At 72.0% G+C, this 22,655-nt stretch carries 22 protein-coding genes and 1 pseudogene; 12 read left to right on the plus strand and 11 right to left on the minus strand.

The features are described from left to right. Window positions 1–244 precede the first annotated feature (244 nt). Window positions 245–1,558 (minus strand): MFS transporter, encoded by a 1,314-nt coding sequence (locus tag ACFYT4_RS34490; protein WP_389278319.1) that lies wholly within the window; start codon window positions 1,556–1,558, stop codon window positions 245–247. A 192-nt stretch (window positions 1,559–1,750) separates the two neighbouring features. Between ACFYT4_RS34490 and ACFYT4_RS34495 the strand changes: the two genes are divergently transcribed. From ACFYT4_RS34495 to ACFYT4_RS34510, 4 genes are all read left to right on the plus strand, one after another. Continuing rightward, complete coding sequence (locus ACFYT4_RS34495) at window positions 1,751–2,290, plus strand: TetR/AcrR family transcriptional regulator (RefSeq protein ID WP_389278322.1); 540 nt, start codon at window positions 1,751–1,753, stop codon at window positions 2,288–2,290. Window positions 2,291–2,971: 681 nt separating this feature from the next. Continuing rightward, complete coding sequence (locus ACFYT4_RS34500; RefSeq protein ID WP_389278325.1) at window positions 2,972–3,796, plus strand: hypothetical protein; 825 nt, start codon at window positions 2,972–2,974, stop codon at window positions 3,794–3,796. An 86-nt stretch (window positions 3,797–3,882) separates the two neighbouring features. After that, window positions 3,883–4,485 carry an alpha/beta fold hydrolase gene (locus ACFYT4_RS34505; protein WP_389278328.1) on the plus strand — a complete coding sequence of 201 codons (603 nt, stop codon included), beginning with the start codon at window positions 3,883–3,885 and terminating at the stop codon, window positions 4,483–4,485. A gap of 103 nt (window positions 4,486–4,588) precedes the next feature. Next, entirely contained in the window at window positions 4,589–5,128 is a 540-nt protein-coding gene (locus ACFYT4_RS34510; RefSeq protein WP_389278331.1) for an MOSC domain-containing protein, read from the plus strand. A 245-nt stretch (window positions 5,129–5,373) separates the two neighbouring features. Here the strand turns inward: ACFYT4_RS34510 and ACFYT4_RS34515 are convergent, their stop codons facing one another. Then, window positions 5,374–5,988 (minus strand): HAD family hydrolase, encoded by a 615-nt coding sequence (locus tag ACFYT4_RS34515; protein ID WP_389278334.1) that lies wholly within the window; start codon window positions 5,986–5,988, stop codon window positions 5,374–5,376. A gap of 308 nt (window positions 5,989–6,296) precedes the next feature. Between ACFYT4_RS34515 and ACFYT4_RS34520 the strand changes: the two genes are divergently transcribed. Next, window positions 6,297–6,791 (plus strand): hypothetical protein, encoded by a 495-nt coding sequence (locus ACFYT4_RS34520; protein WP_389278337.1) that lies wholly within the window; start codon window positions 6,297–6,299, stop codon window positions 6,789–6,791. Here the strand turns inward: ACFYT4_RS34520 and ACFYT4_RS34525 are convergent. Next, window positions 6,778–7,032: a hypothetical protein gene (locus tag ACFYT4_RS34525; RefSeq protein ID WP_389278340.1), complete on the minus strand. Its 255-nt coding sequence runs from the start codon at window positions 7,030–7,032 to the stop codon at window positions 6,778–6,780. The two genes, ACFYT4_RS34520 and ACFYT4_RS34525, sit on opposite strands and share 14 nt — an antisense overlap. Before the next feature lie 227 nt (window positions 7,033–7,259). Between ACFYT4_RS34525 and ACFYT4_RS34530 the strand changes: the two genes are divergently transcribed. After that, window positions 7,260–8,108, plus strand: a complete 849-nt coding sequence (locus ACFYT4_RS34530) for an SMI1/KNR4 family protein (protein WP_389278342.1) — start codon at window positions 7,260–7,262, stop codon at window positions 8,106–8,108. A 135-nt stretch (window positions 8,109–8,243) separates the two neighbouring features. Here the strand turns inward: ACFYT4_RS34530 and ACFYT4_RS34535 are convergent, their stop codons facing one another. The 6 genes from ACFYT4_RS34535 to ACFYT4_RS34560 form a co-directional block, all read right to left on the minus strand. Next, window positions 8,244–9,077 carry an ATP-grasp domain-containing protein gene (locus tag ACFYT4_RS34535; protein ID WP_389278345.1) on the minus strand — a complete coding sequence of 278 codons (834 nt, stop codon included), beginning with the start codon at window positions 9,075–9,077 and terminating at the stop codon, window positions 8,244–8,246. Between the two features lie 122 nt (window positions 9,078–9,199). After that, entirely contained in the window at window positions 9,200–10,333 is a 1,134-nt protein-coding gene (locus ACFYT4_RS34540; RefSeq protein ID WP_389278348.1) for a YncE family protein, read from the minus strand. 270 nt (window positions 10,334–10,603) lie between these two features. Then, entirely contained in the window at window positions 10,604–12,202 is a 1,599-nt protein-coding gene (locus ACFYT4_RS34545; RefSeq protein ID WP_389278351.1) for a polyamine aminopropyltransferase, read from the minus strand. 6 nt (window positions 12,203–12,208) lie between these two features. Next, window positions 12,209–12,646: a DUF350 domain-containing protein gene (locus tag ACFYT4_RS34550; RefSeq protein WP_389278354.1), complete on the minus strand. Its 438-nt coding sequence runs from the start codon at window positions 12,644–12,646 to the stop codon at window positions 12,209–12,211. Between the two features lie 55 nt (window positions 12,647–12,701). Next, window positions 12,702–13,103: a DUF4247 domain-containing protein gene (locus ACFYT4_RS34555; RefSeq protein WP_389278357.1), complete on the minus strand. Its 402-nt coding sequence runs from the start codon at window positions 13,101–13,103 to the stop codon at window positions 12,702–12,704. Beyond that, on the minus strand, window positions 13,100–13,594 hold the full coding sequence (locus ACFYT4_RS34560; RefSeq protein ID WP_389278360.1) for a DUF2617 family protein: 495 nt from the start codon (window positions 13,592–13,594) through the stop codon (window positions 13,100–13,102). Before ACFYT4_RS34560 ends, ACFYT4_RS34555 begins: the two co-directional genes overlap by 4 nt. Before the next feature lie 652 nt (window positions 13,595–14,246). Here ACFYT4_RS34560 and ACFYT4_RS34565 point away from each other — a divergent pair. Both ACFYT4_RS34565 and ACFYT4_RS34570 read left to right on the plus strand, forming a co-directional pair. Then, window positions 14,247–14,483, plus strand: coding sequence for a hypothetical protein (locus ACFYT4_RS34565; protein WP_389278362.1), 237 nt, complete (start codon window positions 14,247–14,249; stop codon window positions 14,481–14,483). Beyond that, the gene (locus tag ACFYT4_RS34570) at window positions 14,483–14,857 is read left to right on the plus strand and encodes a toxin Doc (protein ID WP_389278365.1); all 375 of its coding nucleotides are present in this window, start codon (window positions 14,483–14,485) and stop codon (window positions 14,855–14,857) included. The genes ACFYT4_RS34565 and ACFYT4_RS34570 overlap by 1 nt, the downstream gene beginning before the upstream one ends. A gap of 42 nt (window positions 14,858–14,899) precedes the next feature. On the opposite strand, the gene ACFYT4_RS34575 is transcribed toward ACFYT4_RS34570, so the two are convergent. Both ACFYT4_RS34575 and ACFYT4_RS34580 read right to left on the minus strand, forming a co-directional pair. Further along, window positions 14,900–16,141: an MFS transporter gene (locus tag ACFYT4_RS34575; protein WP_389278367.1), complete on the minus strand. Its 1,242-nt coding sequence runs from the start codon at window positions 16,139–16,141 to the stop codon at window positions 14,900–14,902. A gap of 280 nt (window positions 16,142–16,421) precedes the next feature. After that, on the minus strand, window positions 16,422–17,018 hold the full coding sequence (locus tag ACFYT4_RS34580) for a DUF4303 domain-containing protein (RefSeq protein ID WP_389278370.1): 597 nt from the start codon (window positions 17,016–17,018) through the stop codon (window positions 16,422–16,424). Between the two features lie 271 nt (window positions 17,019–17,289). Here ACFYT4_RS34580 and ACFYT4_RS34585 point away from each other — a divergent pair, with 271 nt between their 5' ends. The 4 genes and pseudogenes from ACFYT4_RS34585 to ACFYT4_RS34600 form a co-directional block, all read left to right on the plus strand. Continuing rightward, complete coding sequence (locus tag ACFYT4_RS34585; protein WP_389278373.1) at window positions 17,290–17,895, plus strand: hypothetical protein; 606 nt, start codon at window positions 17,290–17,292, stop codon at window positions 17,893–17,895. Between the two features lie 542 nt (window positions 17,896–18,437). After that, a complete protein-coding gene (locus ACFYT4_RS34590; protein WP_389278376.1) occupies window positions 18,438–18,692 on the plus strand; it encodes a hypothetical protein in 255 nt (84 codons plus the stop codon). 532 nt (window positions 18,693–19,224) lie between these two features. After that, window positions 19,225–21,537 carry an ATP-binding cassette domain-containing protein gene (locus ACFYT4_RS34595; protein WP_389278378.1) on the plus strand — a complete coding sequence of 771 codons (2,313 nt, stop codon included), beginning with the start codon at window positions 19,225–19,227 and terminating at the stop codon, window positions 21,535–21,537. 623 nt (window positions 21,538–22,160) lie between these two features. Further along, window positions 22,161–22,544: pseudogene (locus ACFYT4_RS34600) on the plus strand (SAM-dependent methyltransferase); the annotation flags it as partial. Window positions 22,545–22,655: the final 111 nt, after the last annotated feature.

Genomic DNA, 22,655 nt, shown 5'->3' on the forward strand with positions numbered 1-22,655 from the left:
ACTGGTCATGGTGGAGACGACTCAGCCAGACCCGTGCCCGCCACAGCCACTACAAACGCCGAGGCCAAACCCCATAACTGTGATTGCAGTACTAGTGCCCCCGCGCACCGCCAGTGGGGGGAACCCCGGGGCGGTGGGCCGTCGTCATCCCGCGCGTGCCCCGGTGGCGGGACACGCGCGTGTGATGGGTGTACGGGCCGGTGTGCTGACGGGGTACGCCCATCAGCACACCGGCCCGTGACGGTCACACGCCGTCCCCGACCGTGGGCGCGGGCCCGCCGTCCCCGGCCGTCCCGGGCCGAGGGGCGGCCGCCTGACGGGACATCCGGTGGCCCAGTTCGGAGACGATCAGGGCGGCGGCGGCGAGTCCGGCCGCGATGAGCGGCAGCGAGCCGGCGCCGACCCAGCCGATGCCGACCGCGCCCACGACCCCGGACAGCGAGATCGCGAGGTACAGGACCGCGGCGTTGAGCGCGATCAGCACCGGGGCGGAGGGCGGATCGAGCGTGATCAGCCGGTGCTGCTGGGGTGTGGTGATGGCGAACGCGCCCACGCCGTACACCACGATCATCACGAGCGCCGGGAGGTACGCGCCGGTGGCCAGGGGGAACAGCGCCAGACTCACGGCCGTCCACAGCAGCGCCACCGCGACCACACCGCGCCCGCCGAAGCGGTCCGCGAGCCATCCGGCACCGAGGTTTCCGAGGGTGCCGATGACGCCGAGGGTGAACATGAGAACGGCCAGCCGGTCACCGCTGCCGCCGGTGGCCGGTTCGAAGACCACGGCGATGTACGTGTACGGAATGTAGACGGCCGTGAAGCCGATGAGGGTGGTCGCCACCATGGCCAGCACCCGGCGGTCCTTGAGCGGTGCGAGGCGCTGTCGCAGCCCCTCGGGCGCGGGCGCCGCCACCCGCGCGGGCACCAGGGCCCGTACGCCGAACAGTCCGAGCGCCGCGAGCACGGCGACGAACCACATCGTCGCGCGCCAGCCCAGACTCCCCCCGACCGCGGTGCCGATGGGCGCGCCCAGTGCCGTGGCCGCGGTGAACCCCGTGGTGACCACGGCGATGGCGCGTCCCCGGCGGTCCGGTGGAACCAGCGCCGCCGCGGTGACGGCGGCGGTGGGGACGAACAGTCCGGCGCCGACGGCGGCGGTCATCTGGGCCGCGAGCACGGTCGCGAAGGTCGGGGCGAGCGCGGTCGCCGCATTGCCCACGAGGTAGACGGCGATGGCGAACAGCAGGACGCCCCGCCGCGCCCGCCGCGCGGTGACGGTGGCGAGGACCGGTGCCAGTACCGCGCAGGTCAGGGCGAACGCCGTCACCACCTGGCCCGCGGTGGTGACGGGGACTTCGAGGTCCCTCCCCAGTTCGGGCAGCACACCGGCCAGGACGAACTCGTCCGTTCCGACGGCGAAGGTGGCGAAGCCCAGCACGGGTACGGCCCAGCGGGAGGCCCCGGGTGCGGGTGGATCGTCTCGGGAGGTCCGGGGCTCGGGAGGGGCCCCGGCGCTCTCGGGTGGGGCAGCGGTGGTGCCTGGGATGTCGCGGTCCATATCCGTCCAGTCGTAGGTCTTCGCGGGTGTCCTGGCGAGGTACGGGGCCGCCGGGCGGCGTCGGGCCGGCGGGGGAGACAGACGGGCGCAGGCAGGGGAAACCCATGACCCATCATTCGGAACCGATCGGTACCGTTTGGTGGACGGTACCGACTGGTTCCGTTTTGCGTCAAGGTGGACTACGGTGGGCCCATGGCCACACACGCCCGCGAGCGGCTCATCGAGACCGCCAAAGAACTCTTCTTCACGGAGGGCATCCGCGCGGTCGGCGTCGAACGCCTTCTCGCCGACTCGGGCATCGGGCGCGCCTCGTTCTACCGCCACTTCGCGAGCAAGGACGAACTGGTCGTCGCGGTCCTCGAAGAACGCGACACCGGCTGGCGCCGCTGGCTGGAGGGGGAGGTGGAGGCCCGGGGCCGCGACCCGCTGGCCGTCTTCGACGCCCTGGAACAGGACTGCGAGCGGGGGAACTACCGGGGCTGTGCCTTCATCAACGCCATGACCGAGTCCGCGGACGCCGACGGCCCGGTCCACCGCCTGGCGTCCGGGCACAAGCGCGCCGTCGCGAACTACATCGCGGAACTGCTCGCCGAGGCCGGACAGCGTGACTGCGACGCCCTGGCACGGCAGTTCGTCCTGTTGATGGACGGGGCGACCGTCACCGTCGTACGGGAGCGCAGCGCGGAGCCGATCCGCGACGCCAGGGCGATCGCCGCGGGTCTGCTCACCTGACCCGGGGCGGGCGGTTCCCGCTCGGGCGTGCCGCCCGAGCGCGGGACGGTCCTCCCTCCCGCGCGGGTGAACCCGCGGTCGCGGCGGGCGTACGGAACCTGCCGGGCGCGCCTGAGCGATGCCCGCACCATGTCCGCACTCTGCGCGCGCCGTCGTCGCCGAAGGCGACCAGCACGACCGGCCGTTCGCCGAGCGCGTGGCGCGGCGGTCGGCCGCGCCGGGTGCCGGAAGCACATCGGCCGTGTCGTCCCGGGTCTCGCCTTCGAGGTACGGGAGGCGGTTCCGACGGCCGGGGTGTTGCCGTTCACCCGCTACGGGCGGGGCGTTTCACGTTCGTGGCCGGACGCTCCGGTGTTGCCTGCGGAGCGCCGCGGCGGAGCGAGTACGGGGTGTGTGCGGGTGGAGGAACGGCTGCCGGTGCCGTGAAGCCGGGTGTCCGGGACGGGTCCTGGCCGCGGGAGGCCGGTGAGGCAAGTAAACCACTCGGCGGGTTGTGGCGCGGACACCGGCCCTCGTCCGGCCCGTGGACAACGGCCTGGAGCCGCCACCGCAGGGGCAGTTGGGCGCGGCGAGTCCGGTGCCGGGTTCCCGTCCGGGGAAGCCGGGATTCCCCACAAGTGTGTACCGGTCGCCGCGGGTGAGTAGAGTCCGGCCAGTACCCACACACAAGAGGAGCCCCCCGTGCCTCAGCAAGAGAACACCGACCTCAAGGCCGAGTACGCCGACAAGGTCCGCGCCGACCTGGAGCGGAACACCACGGAACAGGACCGCATCCGTGCCGGGATCGAGACTCTCCAGGAGGAGTTGACCACCCTGGAGAAGGACCATGAGCTGCTGCGCAGCATGAGCGCGGCGCTGGGAGACGCCGCGCGGGTGTCGGCGGTGCCGTCACCCCGTGGCAGGAAGGCCGCCGGCGGCGCACCGGCCGGCAAGCCGGCGGCGGCAGGCAAGTCCGCCGCGAAGAAGGCGCCCGCGAAGAAGGCACCGGCGAGGAAGACAGCGGTGAAGGCCACGGCGGCGAAGCCCGCGGCCGAGCAGCCTGTTGCGAAGAAGCCGGTCGCCAAGAAGCCCGCGGCCAAGCAGCCGGTCGTGAAGAAGGCCGCCGTGAAGAAGCCGGCCGTGAAGAAGCCCGCGGCCGCCACGGCCACGGCGACCAAGGCAGCGGTGAAGGCGGCACCCGAGAAGGAGACGGCGGCCAAGGCACCGGCACTCGGTGATCTGATCCACGGTCACCTCGGCACCCAGGCCGAGCCGCGCACGGCCCGCGAGATCGCGCAGGCCCTCACCGACGCCCACCCGGGCCGCAACATCAGCGACAACCTCGTGCGCACCACCACCGAGCGCCTGGTGGCCCGCAGCCGCGTGGAGCGTGTCAAGCAGGGGACCACGGTGTACTACACGGCGGTTCGCGCCAACACCGCGGCCGCCGGCACGAACGCCGACACCGCCGACGTCAACACCGGCACCGCGTCCGTCGAGCCCGCCGGGGAGACGGCCGCCGCCTGACCACTGTGCCGGCGGGCGCACACGGGGGACACCGCCGGCCACAGTCGTACGCCACCCGCGAACCCTGCGCGGGGAGGAAGCCCCGGATGCCGTCTTGTGCCGCCCGGATCCCGGGCTCGGTTCACCACCCCACGCCGTGGATCGTGTCGGCCCGGGCCGTCCGCGTGCCCGTCGGGGGCTCCCTCGGCGGAACCATCGCGCTGGCCCTGGCCGGGGAACTGCCCTCGGAGGTCCGGTCCGTGACGGCGATGGGCAGTTCCCTCGGCGACGAGCGGGACCGGGCGGACGACCACGGGAGCGACGAGACACAGGCCCTCGACTCGGGCACCGTGGAGGACCTGTTCGCCGCCCTGGCCGCCGAGGCGGTGGCCCCCGGGTCCCCCGAATCCCTCGTCACGACCGTCCGGCACCTCACCAACACCCACGGCAAAGCGGTGGTCCGCCGCGTCCTGCGGGCCGCGCAGGACGCGGACGCCACCGCATGGGTGTCCCGGGTGAGGTGTCCCGCACTGGTGCTGACGGGGGAGTACGACACGACCTGCACCCCGCAGGCGGGGATGCGCATGGCCGGGAGCGTCGACGGCCGGCACCGGATGCTGTACGGCGTCGGACACCTCCCGATGTTCGAAGCCCCGGCCACCCTCCTGCGCGTACTGCTCCCGCACCTGGAGGCCGCGGAGCGGCGGTGACGGCACCCGGGGCTCGCCGGACGTCAAAAGCTGGAGGGATGCGGGCGCGGCCCGAGGGTTAGGGTCGTGACTGAGCACTGTCACTGAGGAGGGGGCTCCGAGGATGAGCGGGATAGTCACGGCGGTCAGCAGCAATGGCGAGTACGCGTTCACCAAGCCGAACCGGGACAGCATCACGCTGCTCGCCGGGCTCGGTGTGGAGGGCGACGTACATGCCGGCGTGACGGTCAAGCACCGCTCGCGGGTCGCGCAGGACCCCACCCAGCCGAACCTGCGCCAGGTCCACCTCCTCCATGAAGAGCTCTTCGCCGAGGTCCGTGCGGAGGGATTCACGGTGGTACCCGGTGACCTCGGCGAGAACATCACCACCCGCGGCATCGATCTGCTCGGCCTGCCGGTCGGCACGCTGCTGCGCATCGGCGACGCGGTGCTGGAAGTAACGGGCCTGCGCAACCCCTGCCTGCAGATCGACAACTTCCAGGACGGCCTGCTGAAGCAGGTTGTCGGCCGCGACGAAGCCGGGAACGTCGTGCGCAAGGCAGGAATCATGAGCATCGTGAGGGAGGGCGGCACGGTGCGCCCGGGCGACACGATCACAGCGGAGCTTCCCAGCGGGCCGCACCGGCCCCTGGAGCGGGTCTGACGTCTCTCCACCGGTCAGGCCCTGACATGGCATCACGGGCGTGGGTTCTTGTGGTGTGAACATCAAGCGGGCCCGCGTGGCCACGTCGTATCCTGCCTTCTGCGGCCTCTCGCGCCGGCATCTCGGCGAGTTGATCGAAGAGCGCGCGCCACGCCGGGAAGCGCGTTGCGAGTCCGGTCGGCACGCACGGCGCCGGGACGCTCGCCGCCGGCAGGCCGGGGTCGGACCGACGTACGAGCGGGTCTTCACCGACCCTGTCCCGGCGACCCTTGTCCAGAGAGGTGGTCGGGGAGGTCGGTGAGCCGTTCGATGCGGAGCACCGTCTCCTGCGCCGTCGGCGATGGTCCACCGGTGACGAAGTCGATGCCACGGTCCAGCCAGATGCCGGTGGGCCCGGCGAGGGCGGCTGCGTTGACATCGCTTTCCAGCATGTCGCCCACGTTGACCGCCTGCGCGGGGTCCGTTCGCATCCGCCGGCAGGCGGCGGCGTAGGCGACGGGCTTGGCCGCACCGAGCTCGGTCGGGGTCAGGACTGCTTCGAAGTATTCGAGGAGCCCGAAGGGAGCGAGCTTGGCGCGCTGCTGCTCGGGGTCCCCGTTGGTGAGAACAGCCAGACGCGGTCCTCGGGGAAGCCGTTTCAGGGTCTCCAGGCATGGCCGGACATCGGGATAGCACCGCCAGGACTCCTCGAACACGGTGAGGTAGCGCTCGGCGATCCAGGCGTCCAGAAGGCCGGGACTGTCAGGAACCGGCTCGCCGAGCCTCGGCAGGAAGGAACGGAGCCTGCGTCGGTGGTGCTCGGCGAAGGAACACCGACCGGCCAGGTATCCCGCATGTGGCGCGCCTCCAGCGTCCACCACAACGTCACCAGCTCCTCCGGTGGAGCCGTCGCGTTCGGTGCGGCCTGGACGATCTGGCCGATCGTTTCCAACACCGCGCTTCGGTGATCGACGAGGGTGCCGTCCAGATCGAAGAAAATCACCTCTGCCATAGAGTGATCATCTCGTGGTGCCTGCCCTGACGCCAGAAAGCAGGTACGGGCCTGTGGCCACTGACACGCTCGACACCGCCGTACGCGGACGGTGCTCCTGATCCGGGAGTACGGCCGTCGGCACCGGCGCCCCGGGCCGCGCGGGTAGATGTCACTGCCGTGCGTTTGAATGCCCCCATGGACGACTCGGCGCGTATGTGGATCACCACCGTTCCCTCGTTGGACCCGGACGATGTGGAAGTGGTCCTCGCCCTCGACCACACCTCCCGGGACCCCGGTGAGCGCATGGTCTCGGTGATGATGAACAGGGGACACGAAGGAGAGGCGGGCGTGTTCTACCTGCTGGAGTCCGATCTGTCGGCTCGCTACGAGCGGTCCGGCGACCGGCTTGCGGTCGCCGTCACCGCCTCCCGGCAACTGCTCGCCCGGGACCTGGCCGTCCTGCCCGAGCCCCTGCACGAGCAGCTCGCAGCCCTTCCCGGCGACGCCTCGGACGACGACCGGGTCACCCTGCTGCGCCGTACGATCGTGACCGACTTCGTTCCGGCCGAACAGGACGGGGAGAAGCAGCCGGTGCTCCTCATCGGCAGTGCCGGCCCGGCTTCCCTCTCGGAGCTCTTCTCCCGGTTCGGGAACGGGGAGGCCGACATCGCGGTTCTCAACGCCGGCTGACCACGAACCGTTCGACGCCGAACTGCGCCGCGGCGGCCGGGTCGTGCAGGTGCCCGCGCGCCGGTCCCCGCCGACGGCTGCACGAGGTCGACCCGTCCCTGCCCGCGTCCTGCACCGACGGGGTCTGCGGCAGCGTTGTCCCCGCGTTCTGGACGGTGTTCCCGATCACCGCGACGACGGACCGCAGCCGCACGAGCGCGACCGCCGGGACGTCGTGTACCCGTGCGTCTCCCGCGCCCACGGCACCCGCAAAGTGCTCGATGCCTGGCCGGGACCCGCCGGAGCTCGGCGGGCGACGGTCCCGGTCCACCGGTCGTGTCCCGGAGCCCTCACCGCGAGGCCCCGTAACCGCGTACGGAGTACGGCGTTCGGCCATGCGAGCCGCGCGGGGTACGGGCGGTACGGTGCCGGTGGCCGGCCACCAGGCTCGCGGGACGCTCGGCGGCACCCCCTGGCAGACTCTGCGGGGTGAGACCTGACCTGACACAACTGCGGGACCTGGTGGAAGGATCGCCGGGATTCGGGCGCGGAGCGACGGCCGCCGTACCGGAAGCGGCGATCCGCGCGGCCGAGGCACTCATCGGCCCGCTGCCCCCGTCGTACCGGTGGTGGCTGGCGGAGTTCGGCCGGGGGCGGGCCGGGCGAGCGGACATCGCGACCGTGGCTCCGCCCGAGTTCGCCGACGACGACCACGAAGCCGTCACCGCGGGATGGCGGCTGGCCGGCAACAGGCTGTGCTTCGCCGTCGAGCCCGACTGCGCCGACAGCCACTGTTTTGTCCTCGATCGGGTGGGGGAGGCCGGGGAGGGGGAGTATCCGGTGGTCCGCCGTGACGGTATCGACGGCGACGAGTATCCGGTGGCGGAGTCCTTCGCCGGGTTTCTCGCCGTTGAGGTGGCGCGGTCGCGCGGGCTCCGGGAGGGCCCGAATCCCACGCTCGCCCGGCTGTGGCGGTCGACGCCGGGTGTGCTGCTCGGCAACGGCGTCCTGGTGTACGGGCCGCACCGCATCCAGGAGCGCAACGAGTTCTTCGACGTGGCCCGGCGCGCGCCCCACTGGGTGCTGATCGGGGACGACGGCGCGGGCGGCGGGCTGTTCATGCGCCGCCACGGCCGCGACCGTACCCGTGTGTACCGTCTCGATCCCGGCGCGATCGGCCAGGACATCGACGACCGCGGCGAGTCGCTGACGGACGATCTGCTCGGCTGGCTGCGCGAGGGCGGGGCCGGAGAGGCTCCGGCCGCCGGGGGATCGCCGCGGGAGAGCGACGCCGGGCCGGTGCCCGTCGGCCGCCGGGACCGTCCCTCCTCAGCGTGACGGGGCGACGGGGTGACGGGGTGACCCCGGGGGACCCGGAGACCGGGTGACCTCATGTCACCGGACCCGCGCGTCGGCCCGGGCGCCCGCACGGCCCGAGGTCCGCACCCGGCGGCCCGTGCCCGCCGACCCCGGCTACCGCCGCCTGTTGTCGGACCGGACGTCGTCCCGGGCGCCCGCCTGCCGGGCACCCTCGGCGGGAATCCCCGCCGCGGGTGCTCCGGAAACGCGCAGGAACGGGCGGTCGCGGGAGGTGGTGGCGTCGGTCGGCGCCGCCGCCCGGAGGACGACGTCCACGGCACGCTGTGGGTCTGCCGTGTACATACCGCTGGCCCAGGCGGCGTTGGCCTCGATCACGGCCCAGTGCCCGTCGGCGGTGGTGCCCACGTCCACGACGACGGCCGACGGCAGTGTCCCGGCGCACTCGGCCAGCAGATCCGCTCCGAACGCGACCGCGTCCGCGCTCAGCGGGCCGGGACTCAGGCTCCCCCGCCGGGCGTAGCGGCTGCCGGTGTGGACCGTACCGTCGAGCAGAAACAGCCGGAACTCGGCGTCGAAGGCCATCACATCACTGACGAGCACCGGCGTCCGCGGATCCGCCTCGTCGGGGCCCGGCAGCCGGGATCCGTCGGAGTAGACCAACGCCGGGATCCGCTTGTCGTTGGGAGACTTCACGAACGCCGGGCGGCGCAGCCCGTAGGCCTCGCGGATCGGCACGACGACGATCTCGCGTCGGGTGTACGTCCGCGGCAGCCGAGCCAGCCACTCCGCCGGCGCCTCCAGCAGGGCGATCCCCAGAGCGGGCGCCACGGCGTCGGCGAAGCCCGGCCCCGCGTGCAAGTGTCCGGCCCGCAGGCCTGGCGGTACGTCGAACGCCGGAAGCTGCACGGTCGGCAGCCCGCGCCGTCGCGCGGCCTCACGCAGCCTCCGCGCGGACGCGGTGAGCCGGGGTGGCAGTACGAGAGTCACAGCGCCCGATGATGGCGCACGGCCGGTACCGGGCGCATCGGATTATCCCCGCGCCCGGCCCCGCCGTCCCCCGGCGACGGCGACTCGGAGCCGCGTCACCGGGAACCGGACCGGACTCCGGTCTACGGGGACTCGTTCCCGGTGGTGTTCCCCCCGCCTTCGCCCTCCGCCGCCGCGGTGTTCACCACAGGCCGTAGAGCAGGCCGTGGAGCGGGCCGGGTGGGCGCGGTGAGGATCTCCAGGGAGATGTCCCCCGTGGACCAGTCGCGGGTGAGCGCGAACAGCCTGCGGCGGTCGGGGGTCCAGGCGAGCCCGGCCGGCTGCAGGGTCGGGGCGCTTCCACCTCCCTGCCCGAAGTTGTAGTCCCGGATGGGCCACGAGCCGCCCGGCCGGAAGACGTACACATCCGGCTCGTACGCGCCGTCCACTCCCGCGGCGACACTGCCGTCCGAGGCGATGTCCACCGCGTTCGGGTAGGCGGCGGTGGGGTACCTGCCGACCTCGGTGAGATCCGATGTCCGGTACACCTGGTGGTGGTACGGTGCACCGCTCGCCACCACGACCTGATCGCCGTCGGGGCTGAGCGCCAGGTCCCGGGTGTTGGAGGCATCGGCCCACAGATAGGCCGTGCGCTTCGCCGTCCCGCCGGACACGTCGTACACCGCGATCTCGGACGGGCTCAAGTACAGGGAACCCGCAGCCAGTACATCGGGCTCACCGGGTGTCGACGCCAGGACGGGAGCCTCGTACCAGTGACTCCACGGCACGCGCTCCAGGGTGACCACGGGCGCGCCGTCGCCCGACAGGTCGATCGAACCGATGTTGCCCCTGGCCCCGCGGCCGTAGCCGAACCAGAGCGTGTTACCGGTCAGCGCCGGGTGGCTGGGCGCGGTCTCCGGTCCGGTCGGGTAGCGCGCGGACTCCTTGAGGCGGGCCGTGTCGATCGCGACCACGGCGTCGGCCCCTGCGGCGGCGGCGTACACCGTGCCGGAGTCCTTGGACAGCTCCAGGCCCAGGACCCCCGGCAGGGAGGGGATCGTTCCCACGACCCGTCCCCGGTAGTCGGTCACGACCACCTTCCCGCCCAGCGGATCGCTGATGAAGACCCGCCGGTGGTCGCCGTCCACCACGATGTCGGCGCTCGACTCGACGGGAAGCACACGAGGCGGCTTCGCGCCCCCGGGGCCGGCGACGGCCGCCGGGGCCGCGGCGCCGGCCGTGACGACGGAACCGAGGACGGCCAATAACGCTGTCACGGTGGACATACGACGCATACGCGCACTCATGGAAACCCCTGTTCGTTCGGCGAGGCCGCGCAGCATCTGCGGGCGGCCGGATTGCTCGGTCGCCCGGAAGGCTATGGCATGACTCTGACATGCGTGCCGTGGAACCGGCCGGGTCGCCGAGGGTTGGACCGGATCCGGACTGTTTCCGCGTCCACCGGGATTCGGCCACACCGGGTGCGGTGGCAGGGGCGGCCCGGCGATCCGCTCCCGGGCACCCGCGCGACGCGTGCGGACGACGGCTCAGTAGTTCTGCCACTCGTGGCGGGTGTACTCCAGCACCGCCGGATCCATGAGGGTGCTCGCCCGTACGTCCTGGGGGCGGCGGTCCACGGGGAAGACGGTGGCGGCTTCCAGAACGGCCCGGTCCAGGAACCGCAGCGGCGGGGCGTCCCCGGCCAGACGCAGCGGCGGTGCCGTGCCGCCGTCGCCGCGGACGGCGAGGATGTACCCCCAGTTGCCGAAGCTGGGGACGTCCACCTGGTACTCGGTGGTGGTGTAGCCGGCCTTCCCGACCGTGGCGGCGATGGACCAGTACGACTTGGGGGCGAAGAATGGTGAGCCCCCCTGCACCACGACCCGGCTCCCGGGGTTCAGGACGCGGCCCAGCAGGTGGTAGAACTCGACGCTGTAGAGCTTGGCCAGTGCGGCGGTGTCCGGGTCCGGGAAGTCGATGAGGACCGCGTCGTAGCGCCCGGTGGCGTCCCGCAGCCAGTTGAAGGCGTCGGCGTTGACGACGGTGACACGCGGGTCGAGGAGCGCGTGGTCGTTGAGTTCGCGCAGCGGTCCGAAGGTACGGGCGAGCCTCGTCATCGCGGGGTCGAGGTCGACCAGGGTCACCTTGTCGACGTCGTCGTAGCGCAGGACCTCCCGTACGGCCAGCGCGTCACCGCCGCCCAGGACCAGCACGGACGAGTGCTTGCCCGCGAGGGCGGGGTGGACGAGGGCCTCGTGGTAGCGGTACTCGTCGACGGAGGAGAACTGCAGGTCCCCGTTGAGGAACAGCCGGGTGTCCGGCTCCCCGGTGAAGGCGGTGGACTGGGTGACGACGATGTCCTGGTACGGGGTGGTCTCGGCGTGGATGATCGGGTCGCGGTACAGCTGCTGGCGCGCGGTCACCTCGATGTCGTCGGCGAGGGCGTACACCGTGCCGAGCACCGCGAGCACGGCGGCCATCGCGGTCAGCAGCGCGATCCGCACGAACCTGCGCGTCTCACGGCGGAAGATCCACAGCACGACGACGACACCGGCAACGGCATTGACCGCACCCACGACCAGCGCGCCCTTCAGCTGGCCGAAGGCGGGGAGCAGCAGGAGGGGGAAGCCCAGGCCGCCGACGAGCGCTCCGACGTAGTCGAAGGCGAACATGTCGGCGACCGCGCTGCCCGCCTCCTGCCGTCTGATCCGCTGGAGCAGTGTCATCAGCAGCGGAATCTCGGCCCCGATGAGAAGACCGACGGCGAACGAGACCACCACCATGGTCGGCATGTAGATGCGCAGCCAGGCGAACGACACATAGAGGAGGAGGACCGACAGACCGCCGACGAGCGCGAGCAGCACCTCGACGAGGGCGAACGCACCGACCGCCCGCCGCTGCAGAGGCTTGGCGGCCACCGAGCCGATGCCCATGGCGAAGACCATGACGGAGATGACCACGGAGGTCTGCAACACGGAGTTGCCGATGAGATAGCTGCCCAGCGCCGTCAGCGCCAGTTCGTACACCAGGCCGCAGGCCGCGCAGACGAACACCGCGAGCAGCAGCAGGAAACGCGCCCCGCGCGAAGGGGCCCCGGGCACTGGTCCGGTGGCGGGAGTGGCGCGTTCCAGAGTGGTGGTGCTCATGGTGGGTCAGGAAACGGCGGCGCCGACCATGAAGGCCGTGCCGATGTACATGGCCGCCTGGACCCAGGCGGCGGGATGGGGGCGGTCGCCGTTGTCGTCGAGTACGGCGGCACCGAGGCGGCCGGGGGTGAGCAGCCCGACGACGCAGGAGATCAGCGTCATGACGACGACACCGGCGAGGCCGTACAGCAAGGTGCTGAACAGGCCCTCGGCGAGGCCCTGCTCGGACTCGCTGGCCATGATCGACTGTTCGATGACGAGGCCGATCGCGATGGTCTGGCCGGCGAGGAGAACGGCGGCTCCCCGGTTGCGCTCCGTCCACACCACATGGACGAGCTTCCCAGGGGTGACGAGGTCGAGGGCGATGAAACCGGCCGCCATCACGACAAAGCCGATCAGGCCGTAGAGCAGGGCCGTGCCCGCCGACTCGAAGATCTCTGCCACAGGGGGTGCCTTTCGGGGACGTCGTCGTGGAGCAGGGTGGGTGCGCCGCGGTGGGTCACTTGCCGGAGCCGGGGCCCCCGCCGCGGAACTCGTCGCTGTTCGGATGGGGCCACACGGACCGCAGATGGTTCTGCCACCGCTGGTAGCCGCTGCGGTAGTCCGCGATCTCGATCAGACTGCCCTTCATGTACGGGCTGATGGCGACGATGTCGTCGCGGTAGCGGAGGAAGACCATGTCGCCGTCGCTGGTACGGCCCCTGGCCGAGGTGTGGTTGTCGATCTCCGTCGCGACCCGGGACGCGGTGTCGGTGTTGTCGACGTAGCCCGCCGTGCTCGCCGTGTACTCGTCGCGGATCCAGCCGGTCGGCACGTCATGGGCCTTCTCGGAATCGCTGGAGCATGCGGCGAGCGCCACCGTGGCGAGGATCATCGCACTGATGCGTCGGGCGGTCTTCATCGGGCCTCCAGCCGGGTGTGCGTCGCCACGATCTGGCGGCTCTGCGGGTAGGTGTGCCAGGTGCGCCAGCTCAGCCCCCTGTGCTCCCGGTCGACGGTCAGCGCGGTGACCGCCTCCGCGAAGCCGGGGAAAACGCCGTACAGCGCCCGGGGATGTTCGTCCGACCGGCTGCGGATCCGGGCCACCCGTTCGCTGAACTCCGCTGCCGCGAAGCGCTGGACGCGGGCACCGAAGCGGTAGTCCCAGCCGTCGGCGTACTGGGCCGCCGTGTCCGGCAGGCCCCCCGCGACCCCGGGCAGACACGCCACGGTCTCCCGGACCGGCCCCGCGAAGACCTGATGGGAGGCGCCGAGCAGCCTGAGCTGCACATCGATCCCGCCGACCGTCAGATCCCGTACGGCGAGCGCATCGCGCGGGGGACGGCCGAGCGTGAACGACAACTGGTCGGCGTCGGTGTCCAGATAGGGGGTCGTGAGGGCTATGCCGCTCATGCGGCGCCGCCCGGGCGGGCGGTCGGCAAGGGGAGGGCGGCGCTCACCGAGGGTGCGACCACGAGATCACTCACGGCGGTGAGGGGGACGGTTCCGGGCGCGGCGAACGTGACCTTCAACGATGATCCCCCGGTTCCGGAACGTGCAGACAGCGCGGCCGAGTATGGCACAGCGGGCCGGAGCCGTACGGAGGGGGAGCCCCCGGCCGGTCCCGGCCGGGCATCGGGACGTTCCGCACCGCTCCATGTCCCCGCCTCGCTCGCCCCGTTCCGAGGGAGCGGCGCCGTCCGGGAGCGGAGGTGCGTCACCCGGTGGTGGCGCGCGGGGTGTTCGGGCGGAGAGGCGGCCCGGCACATACGGCAGCGGCGGCCCGGCCGCTGAACGCCGGGGTGCCACCGCGTCGCCGGGGGCCCGCGCGCGGTGTGCTCCGGCGGACGAGGTGCGCCCGGCGATCCGGCCGGCAGCGCGCTCGTACGGATACGCACGGCATGGGGGAGCCGCGTGGCCACTTGTTCCCGTACCCCCCGGGGCTCTCCCCCGGCCTCCCGACTCCGCGTCGCCACCGGCCCGCGCGGCCCTGCCGCGGGCGGTCCCTCCGCCCCGGGAGGGGGTCGCCGGCCTCGGGAGGTACCTAGTAGGTACCATCGCTGGTATGCCGTCCCTGAACATCACTTTCACCGACGAGGAACTCGAAGCGGTCCGCGCCGCCGCCGCCGCCGAAGGCAAGTCCCTCAAGCAGTACGTCCACGATCTGCCCCTGCGTGAACAGCAGCGGCTCCAGTTCGTCCGCTACGCCGTCTCCTGGGGTGACGCGCACCGGGCCGAGTTCGACGCCGCCTTCCCCGACGAGAGGCCACCGGCCGGCCAGCGGGGAGCCGGAGCCGCCTGATGACGCTCCACATCGACGTCCCCTGGCTTCTCGACGTCCAGGAACAGGCCGTCCCCGAAGACGTCTCGGTGGCCGACTACTCCGCCCTCGTCGCGGCGGTCGCCCGCCACAGGACCCGTATCCCGCGCCCCGCCACCGTCGACCCCGACACGGCCTGGCGGGCCGCCTCCCTCCTCCACACTCTCGTACGCCTGCAGCCGCTGCCGCACCGCAACTCCCTGTACGCCTGCCAGGTCGCCGTGGCCTACATGCACGCGGCGGGCGAGGGCATCGACCCCCCGTACGGCGCGCTCGTCACCCTGGTCCGCGACATCCAGTCGGCCGGCACGACCGTCTACCAGGCCGCCGACCGCCTCCGCGACTGGCGCATCTGAGAGGGCACCGCGCCGAAGCCCCGCCTGTGGGGAGAACGGCGTTCACCGGGCGGGGGCCTCACCCGGGCCGGCGGATCGCCGCGGCCTGCCGAAGAGCCCCACCGTCACCATCATGAGGACCGAGGTCAGCCCGCCCAGCACCATGACCGCGGACGTGGAGGCGGAGTCCACCACGGCTCCGCCCGCCAGCGCGCCGAGCGAGATGGTCGCCTGGAACGACGAGGTGAAGAGCACCGAAGCGGCCTCCGGGGCGTGCGGCGCCCCCATGAGGAACCACCTCTGCGAACAGACCGGCACCGCGCCGTACGCGAGCCCCCACACCACCAGGAGCACCAGCGCGCCGGGCTTCCCCGCCCCGATGACGGGCAGCAGCAGGGTCGCGGCGGCGAGCATGCCCGCGGCGACGGTGAAGGTGACCCGCGGAGCACGCCCTACCCGTGTCCCCGCGACGAAGTTGCCGACGACGCCCGCCACGCCGAAGGCGAGCAGAAAGACGGTGACGAGGGCCGGGCCGGCCTGCGTGACGTCCTCCAGGAACGGGGTGACGAAGGTGTACGTGCCGAAGTGGGCCAGCACGATGAGGAAGGTCACGACCAGCCCGACCCGGATGTGCGCGGTGCCGAGCAGATCGCGGAGCACGGTGAGCCGGGTGACGTTCTCCGGCGGCAGGGGCGGCAGCAGCAGCACCAGCGCGAGGAACACGACCAGCGTCAGGACCCCTATCGCGGCGAAGGCCACCCGCCACCCCGCGAGGTTTCCGATGAGGGTGCCGGCGGGCACGCCGAGCACGGAGCCGAGCGGGACCGCCGAGAAGATCACGGCGGTCGCCCGTCCGGCCTGCTCCTGCGGTACCAGGCGCGAGGCCAGCCCCGCGCCGATGGACCAGAAGGCACCGATGACCAGTCCGACGAGGACCCTGGAGACCAGCATCACCCAGTAGGCGGGCGCGATCGCGGCGAGGAAGTCCGCCGCCGCGAGCACCAGCATCAGGGCAGCGAGCATCACCCGCCGGTCGCACCGCCTGGTCATCACGGTCACGGCCGGGGCGGCGACCGCGGCGAGGATGCCGGGCAGTGTCATCATCAGCCCCGCCGTACCGTCGGAGGTGCCGAACTCCTCGCCGATCGGCGTCAGCAGCCCGATCGGCAGGATCTCGGTGGTGACGATGGAGAAGATCCCCATCATCACGCAGACGACGGCGAGCCAGCCGATCACCGGCGACCGACCGGGCACGGCCGCGCCGTCGGCGGAGGAGGTGGTGGTGGGCACGGTGGCTGTGGGCATGGCTTCCGTCCTGTCGCGAATGACCTCGATGGCACTCCGCCGAGTTCAGCAGCCGTCCCGGACCGCCGTCTGGCGCGTTTGCGACATCAACGCCGCACGGGCGGAACGACACAGGGTGTCGTGGAGCCGTCCCCAGCGCGGGCCATGGCCCTTCAGGCACACGGCCCGGCCGTCGGCTCCGTGTCCCGCACAGGAGTGCCGGGAACGCGTCGCCCATCGCCGAGTCCGGCGAAGTCCCGCACCGCGCCCGTCCGCGTGCCGCAGGGCCGTACGCCACGGGTCAGATGGACTCGATGCCGTGCGGCGTGCCGCCCGCCCCCGGAAGCAGGTCCTTCTCGTACTGCCTCAGCGCGGGTGCGGGGTTGAGCCCGCGCGCCCTCTCGACCATGGACACCTCGTCCTCGTCACCGGGGAGCGTGACATTGACGACGATCCGGTGCCGTTCGGAGCCGGTACCGAAGAAGCCCTCACGATCCAGGTCCTTCAGGGCGCCGACGAGCGCACGGAGCAGTGCCTCGTTCACCTCCTCCGGGCGGTCGTAGGGGTCGCCGAGGCACGCGAACAGCGCCTCCACCGCCGCGAAGTGCCCGTCGCCGAACAGGTCGTACGGGGAGTCGGCCTCGGACCACCGGAGATCACCCGCCGCGACCTCCATGCCGCGTGCCGCGTAGTCCGCCGAAACCCGTGTCAGCCCCTCGGACGAACACGCCGTCGGGGCCGGCCGGTGGATCACACCGGTCGTCCAGAGGCCGAAGTAGTAGTACGACTCCGACGGGCGGGCCCGCCGGAGGCCCGTCCACGCCCGTTGTGACGCTTCCCGTACGGAAGCGCGGATCCGCTCGATCTCCTGGGCACCGGGCCGCACCGTCACGTTCATCCCTCCCTGCCCTCGCATGCTCCGGGCCGGGGGGACCGGACCCAGCGACCGACACCCCCGCACGGCGATCAAACACCACCGGGGTCCGGACCCGGCCGGCGGGCACACGGGCAACGCGCGGACCGGCGACCGGGCGCGAGCCGGATCGGGACTGGGCAGTGCCGGGAGGGCAGTGGCGGAGGCGGTGACGGCGTCGCCGGCCGGTGACCGCAGAGGTCCGGCCGCGCCGGGACGGCGCCGGGACCGGTCCGGGCGGACTTACCCTTGCGGAATGGGAGTGAGCATCGAGGTTCTGATCGTCGACTGGGAACGGGTCGCGTCGGCACCGGCGCACCTGCGGGGCGACCTGCTGGACGAGGCCGCCTTCGGGGACGACGAGACGGGCGGACCCGACGAGGAGGGGTGGATCCGGCCCGGGCGGACGGAGGACGTCTGGTACGCCGGGTACGCGTTCCGGCGGACCCTCGGCTCCTTCAAACCCCACTTCTGGGCGGGCGAGCGGTGGGAGAGCGTCCGGGGCTTCATCGAACCCGGCCTGCGGACCGCTGTGGACCGGTTCACCGCCGGGTTGTTCTGGGACGGCCTGGCGGACATGCCCGAGTACGAGGCCGACGGACCTCCCGCAGCCCGGGAGTGCCCCTGGGACCTGGATCTGCTCATGTGGTGCTCACCGGACGAGGTCGCCGAACTCGGGGGCCACTGGAAGCGGGCGGCGCCGGAACTCGGCGCTCTGCGGGAGCCGTTCACCCTGCATGCCGCGCGACCGGGCGGCTGGATCCCCGACTTCGACGCGTTCGCCCGCTTCCTGAAGGACTGGGGCGACGTCGTCACGGAAGCCCACCGCCGCGGCTGGGGCATCGTCGGACTGCGCTGCTGATCCCGGCGCGTGGCAGGGCTGCCGTACCCCGCGAAGGCCGTGGACGGGCACACGCCGCCTCCCCGAAGGCCCGTACGGCGCCCGGGCCGAAGGACTCCGCGGTCTCTCGCGTCCGGCGGTGGCCCCGGACCAGCGCCTTGGACGGCCCGGGTGCTCGGCGGGAAGCACACTTCCCGCCGAGCACCCGGGTCCGGCGCGTCCGTGGTGCGGAGGGGCGGGAGCGGTACGCGTACGCCGCCGCACCGCTTTCCGGCGCCGGGTCGCCGGTCGCCGCTGCCCGTGAAGCATGTCGGATCGCGCGCCAGATGGGGGATATCACATAGGTCATTGAAAAATTCCCTTTCGTTCACGTGCCGGATAAGGTCGGATGATCATGAAATGGCGTGGCCTCCGGGCTCCGTCGGTCATGGCCGACGATGTCGACGAGCAGGTGAAGGGGAGATCGGGTGGCGTGTGAGGGCGCGTTGGAGACGGCGCCGGAGCAGCCGGACAAGTCGGCTGCCACTGCCCCCGGAGTGCCAGGACACGACGGGAGCCGGGAGATGACGGGCAGGCGGACCACCGGGCAACGGGGCGCGGGTGACGCGAGGGCCGCTGCCGAGACCATCGCCGGCTGGGCGGTACTGGTCCTCGTCCCGGCCGTTCTCGCGTTCGAGACATGGATCGTGATGCTCGTCATCGGCGCCGTCCACGGCGTGGCGGCCTCCGTCCCCGCGTTCGGCTACGGGACGACCGTGCTGATCACCCTGGGGCTCGATCTGGCGGCGTTCACGGCCGTCCGCTTCCTCCGCGGGTAGTACGACCCCTCCCGCACGCGTACGTCCGCAGGGATCAAGGCCGTTGGGCTACCGGCGGGAAGGACCGGGCGTCTCTTTCTGCCCGCCCGGTCCGACGGCGACAGCGCTGCCGCAACGGGTGTGGAGCGACACCCGCCCCCTGTGCGGGCCGAGCCGCTCCGAAGCGTCGCCGCCCGGCTGTTCGACGGGGCCGGCTCACCGCGCGGTGCCGACTCCTCGGCCGCCGGGGAGGAGCGTCGGCGGCGCAGGGCGGGGGAGACCGGTCCGGTGTGCGCGTCCGGTCCGGAAGCGGAGACGGCACCGGCGCCCGGGCGTCCGCTCTCCGCCGGTGGAAGCGGACGGAGCCCGGGCCCGTGGCGGTCCGGCGGCCGCCGGGGCACGGCGGCCCGTTGTCAGTGGCATCGGGTACGTTCGGTTGCTTACGCCGTTCGGGGCCGACCCGTCCGGGCGCGGAGCGCGCATTCGCCCGTGACCAGGCAGGCCCCCGGACGACCGCACGGGGAACGACCCGACCGACGAAAGGGATACCCGCATGCCCGCCGACCAGTCAGGCCAGCGATCCACGTCCGCCGAACACGCGGACAAGCCCCTGACACCCGCCGACCACCACACGGTGATCCAGGTCAGAGGCGCGCGGGAGAACAATCTCCGGGGCGTTGACGTCGACCTGCCCAAGCGCCGCCTCACCGTCTTCACCGGGGTCTCCGGCTCGGGCAAGTCGAGCCTGGTCTTCGGCACCATCGCCGCCGAGTCCCAGCGCCTGATCAACGAGACGTACACCGCGTTCATCCAGTCCTTCATGCCGAGCCTGGGCCGCCCCGACGTCGACGGCCTGCACAATCTGAGTGCGGCGATCGTCGTCGACCAGGAGCGGATGGGGGCCAACTCCCGCTCCACGGTGGGCACCGCGACCGACGCGTACACGATGCTGCGCATCATCTTCAGCCGCCTCGGCACCCCGCACATCGGTACGTCCGGGGCCTTCAGCTTCAACCTGCCCGAAGGCATGTGCCCCCGGTGCGAGGGACTGGGCAAGGTGTCCGACATCGACATCGACGAGATCGTCGACCGGGACAAGTCCCTGAACGAGGGCGCGATCACCGTCCCGGGCCACGCCGTCGACTCCTGGCCCTGGTCGATCGTGGTCGGGTCCGGGTTCTACGACCCCGACACCAAGCTCCGGGACTTCACCGAGCGGGAATGGGCCGACCTCCTCCACAAGGAGAGCGTCAAGGTCAAGGTCGGCACGAACAACTTCACGTACGAGGGCCTGGTCACCCGCATCCGCCGGAGCTGGCTCGTCAAGGACCGGGAGGCGCTGCAACCGCACATCCGGGCCTTCGTGGACCGCGCCGTCGTCTTCACGTCCTGCCCCGAGTGCGAGGGGACCCGGCTCACCCGGGCCGCCCTGTCGTCGCGGATCGACGGTGTGAACATCGCCGAGTGCTCGGCCATGCAGATCAGCGATCTCGCCGCCTTCGTCCGCGGCATCGACGCCCCCGGTGTGGGCCCGCTGCTCACCGGCCTGCGCGAGTTGCTGGAGTCCCTGGTCGACATCGGTCTCGGCTATCTCAGCCTGGACCGGTCCGCCTCCACCCTCTCGGGCGGCGAGGCGCAGCGGGTGAAGATGGTGCGCCACCTCGGCTCCAGCCTCACCGATGTCACCTACGTCTTCGACGAGCCGACCATCGGTCTCCACCCCCACGACATCCAGCGGATGAACGAACTGCTGCTGCTCCTGCGCGACAAGGGCAACACCGTGCTCGTCGTGGAGCACAAGCCCGAGGTGATCGCGATCGCCGACCATGTGGTCGATCTGGGACCCGGCGCGGGCGAGGCCGGCGGGGAGATCTGCTTCAGCGGCGATGTCGCCGGGCTGCGTGCGTCCGGCACCCTCACCGGCCGGCATCTCGGACACCGGGTCCGGCTGCGGGAGACCCCCAGGACCCCGCACGGACAGCTCTCCATCAAGGGCGCCGATCTGCACAATCTGAAGGACGTCAGCGTCGATGTGCCGCTCGGGGTGCTGACCGTCGTCACCGGGGTGGCGGGCTCCGGGAAGAGTTCGCTCATCCACGGCTATCTCGCCGATCACGAGGGCGTGGTCGTGGCCGACCAGTCGCCGATCCGGGGCTCCCGCCGCTCCAACCCGGCGACGTACACCGGACTGCTCAACCCGATCCGTACGGCGTTCGCCAAGGCCAACGGCGTCAAGGCGGCCCTCTTCAGCGCCAACTCGGAGGGCGCCTGCCCCAAGTGCAACGGGCTGGGTCTCGTCTACACCGATCTGGCGATGATGGCGGGAGTCGCCTCTCTCTGCGAGGAGTGCGAGGGCAAGCGGTTCACCCCCGAGGTCCTCACCTACCTCCTGCGCGGCAGGAACATCAGCGAGGTGCTGGGCATGTCGGTAGCGGAGGCGTACGCGTTCTTCCCCACCGGCCAGGCGCACACCGTCCTCGGGCGGCTCAATGACGTCGGGCTGAGCTATCTGCGCCTCGGACAGCCGCTGAACACGCTCTCCGGCGGGGAGCGGCAGCGGCTGAAGCTGGCCATCCACATGGCGGAGAAGTCCTCGACCTACATCCTCGACGAGCCGACGACCGGGCTCCACATGGCGGACGTCGACAAGCTGCTGGCCCTGCTGGACCGGCTCGTCGACGAGGGCAACACGGTCGTCGTCATCGAGCACCACCAGGCCGTGATGGCGCACGCCGACTGGCTGATCGACCTCGGCCCGGGCGGCGGCCACGACGGCGGACAGGTCGTCTTCACGGGCACCCCCGCCGAACTGGTGGCCTCCGCGCAGACACTGACGGCACAGCACCTGCGCGAGTACGTGTCCTGACAGTCACCCCACAAGCGGATCACGCGGGTGCCGCCGTGCTCGCCCGCAGGGGCACACGGCGGCACCCGCACCGGTCGGGGCGGCCGGAGCCCGGCGATGGCGGGGCCGGCGCTCGCGCGGCTCCTCGGCCGGGCTCGGCCCGCCGGGCCCGGCCGTCGGTCGGGTATTCGCCCCCCGGGGCCCGGTGCATCCCTCCGATGCCGACGCGGCCACATCCGGAAGGGGCCCGGGCCCGGAGGGACCAAGAGCCGGTACGGGCGGATCGGCCGACCCGGGAGCGGTGACCCTCCTCCCCGCGGGCGGCAGATCCACCGCCCGTGCACCGTCGGCGGAGCGGGGCCGTCCGCTCGGTGAGGCGGACGAGGGTTCGGCGAGCCCGGGCGCGTTCCCGGGAAGCCGCCGTCGGTCCACGGGCCGCAAGCGTGTTGCGTACACGTTGACCTGCGCAGGTGCTCACGACCAGGGGCGGACGCCGTCGTTGCGGCCGGGTCGAACGAGGGCGGTTCCCGTGTGTCCCCGGGAACGCCGGTGCGGCGCCGCCGGCGCGGGAATCCGTTGGGACGTCATCCGGAGCCGAGCCTCATACACTTCTGAACCATCTGTGCGAGGACGCGAGTTGGGGCATGACGCACGACGGGCGGACAACGGGCGGGATCGATACGACACGGGCGCATTCGGCGCGGGTGTACGACGACATTCTGGGCGGGAAGGATCACTATCCGGTCGATGTGGAGGCCGGTGACGCGATGGTGGCCGGGTGGCCGTCGCTTCCGGTGAGCATGCGGCAGAACCGGTTGTTCATGCAGCGCGTGGCGCGGTATCTCGCGGGCGAGGCGGGGATCGGGCAGTTCCTCGACATCGGTACGGGGCTGCCGACGTCGCCGAATCTGCACGAGGTGGCCCAGCGGGAGCGGCCGGACGCGGCGATCGTGTAGGTGGACAACGACCCGATCGTCCTCGCGCACGCCGCGGCACTGCTGACCAGTTCCCGCGCGGGCCGCACGGCCTAGTACTGCAATCACCGTTATGGGTGGGCTCGTTGTGGTTGGGTTGGTTCGTGTCTGTGGATCTCGGGGTGGGTCAGGTTGAGGCCTGGCGTGAGGTGTTGGGTGGTCTGC

Source organism: Streptomyces sp. NPDC004609 (assembly GCF_042873655.1).
Taxonomy (GTDB): Bacteria; Actinomycetota; Actinomycetes; order Streptomycetales; family Streptomycetaceae; genus Streptomyces.

Excerpts from the sequence above, each read along its gene's own strand:
- ACFYT4_RS34490 (WP_389278319.1), bottom strand. The coding sequence starts at position 1,558 with ATGGACCGCGACATCCCAGGCACCACCGCTGCCCCACCCGAGAGCGCC.
- ACFYT4_RS34495 (WP_389278322.1), top strand. The coding sequence starts at position 1,751 with ATGGCCACACACGCCCGCGAGCGGCTCATCGAGACCGCCAAAGAACTC.
- ACFYT4_RS34505 (WP_389278328.1), top strand. The coding sequence starts at position 3,883 with ATGCCGTCTTGTGCCGCCCGGATCCCGGGCTCGGTTCACCACCCCACG.
- ACFYT4_RS34510 (WP_389278331.1), top strand. The coding sequence starts at position 4,589 with ATGAGCGGGATAGTCACGGCGGTCAGCAGCAATGGCGAGTACGCGTTC.
- ACFYT4_RS34520 (WP_389278337.1), top strand. The coding sequence starts at position 6,297 with ATGGACGACTCGGCGCGTATGTGGATCACCACCGTTCCCTCGTTGGAC.
- ACFYT4_RS34545 (WP_389278351.1), bottom strand. The coding sequence starts at position 12,202 with ATGAGCACCACCACTCTGGAACGCGCCACTCCCGCCACCGGACCAGTG.
- ACFYT4_RS34555 (WP_389278357.1), bottom strand. The coding sequence starts at position 13,103 with ATGAAGACCGCCCGACGCATCAGTGCGATGATCCTCGCCACGGTGGCG.
- ACFYT4_RS34560 (WP_389278360.1), bottom strand. The coding sequence starts at position 13,594 with ATGAGCGGCATAGCCCTCACGACCCCCTATCTGGACACCGACGCCGAC.
- ACFYT4_RS34565 (WP_389278362.1), top strand. The coding sequence starts at position 14,247 with ATGCCGTCCCTGAACATCACTTTCACCGACGAGGAACTCGAAGCGGTC.
- ACFYT4_RS34570 (WP_389278365.1), top strand. The coding sequence starts at position 14,483 with ATGACGCTCCACATCGACGTCCCCTGGCTTCTCGACGTCCAGGAACAG.
- ACFYT4_RS34575 (WP_389278367.1), bottom strand. The coding sequence starts at position 16,141 with ATGCCCACAGCCACCGTGCCCACCACCACCTCCTCCGCCGACGGCGCG.
- ACFYT4_RS34580 (WP_389278370.1), bottom strand. The coding sequence starts at position 17,018 with ATGAACGTGACGGTGCGGCCCGGTGCCCAGGAGATCGAGCGGATCCGC.
- ACFYT4_RS34585 (WP_389278373.1), top strand. The coding sequence starts at position 17,290 with ATGGGAGTGAGCATCGAGGTTCTGATCGTCGACTGGGAACGGGTCGCG.
- ACFYT4_RS34590 (WP_389278376.1), top strand. The coding sequence starts at position 18,438 with ATGACGGGCAGGCGGACCACCGGGCAACGGGGCGCGGGTGACGCGAGG.
- ACFYT4_RS34595 (WP_389278378.1), top strand. The coding sequence starts at position 19,225 with ATGCCCGCCGACCAGTCAGGCCAGCGATCCACGTCCGCCGAACACGCG.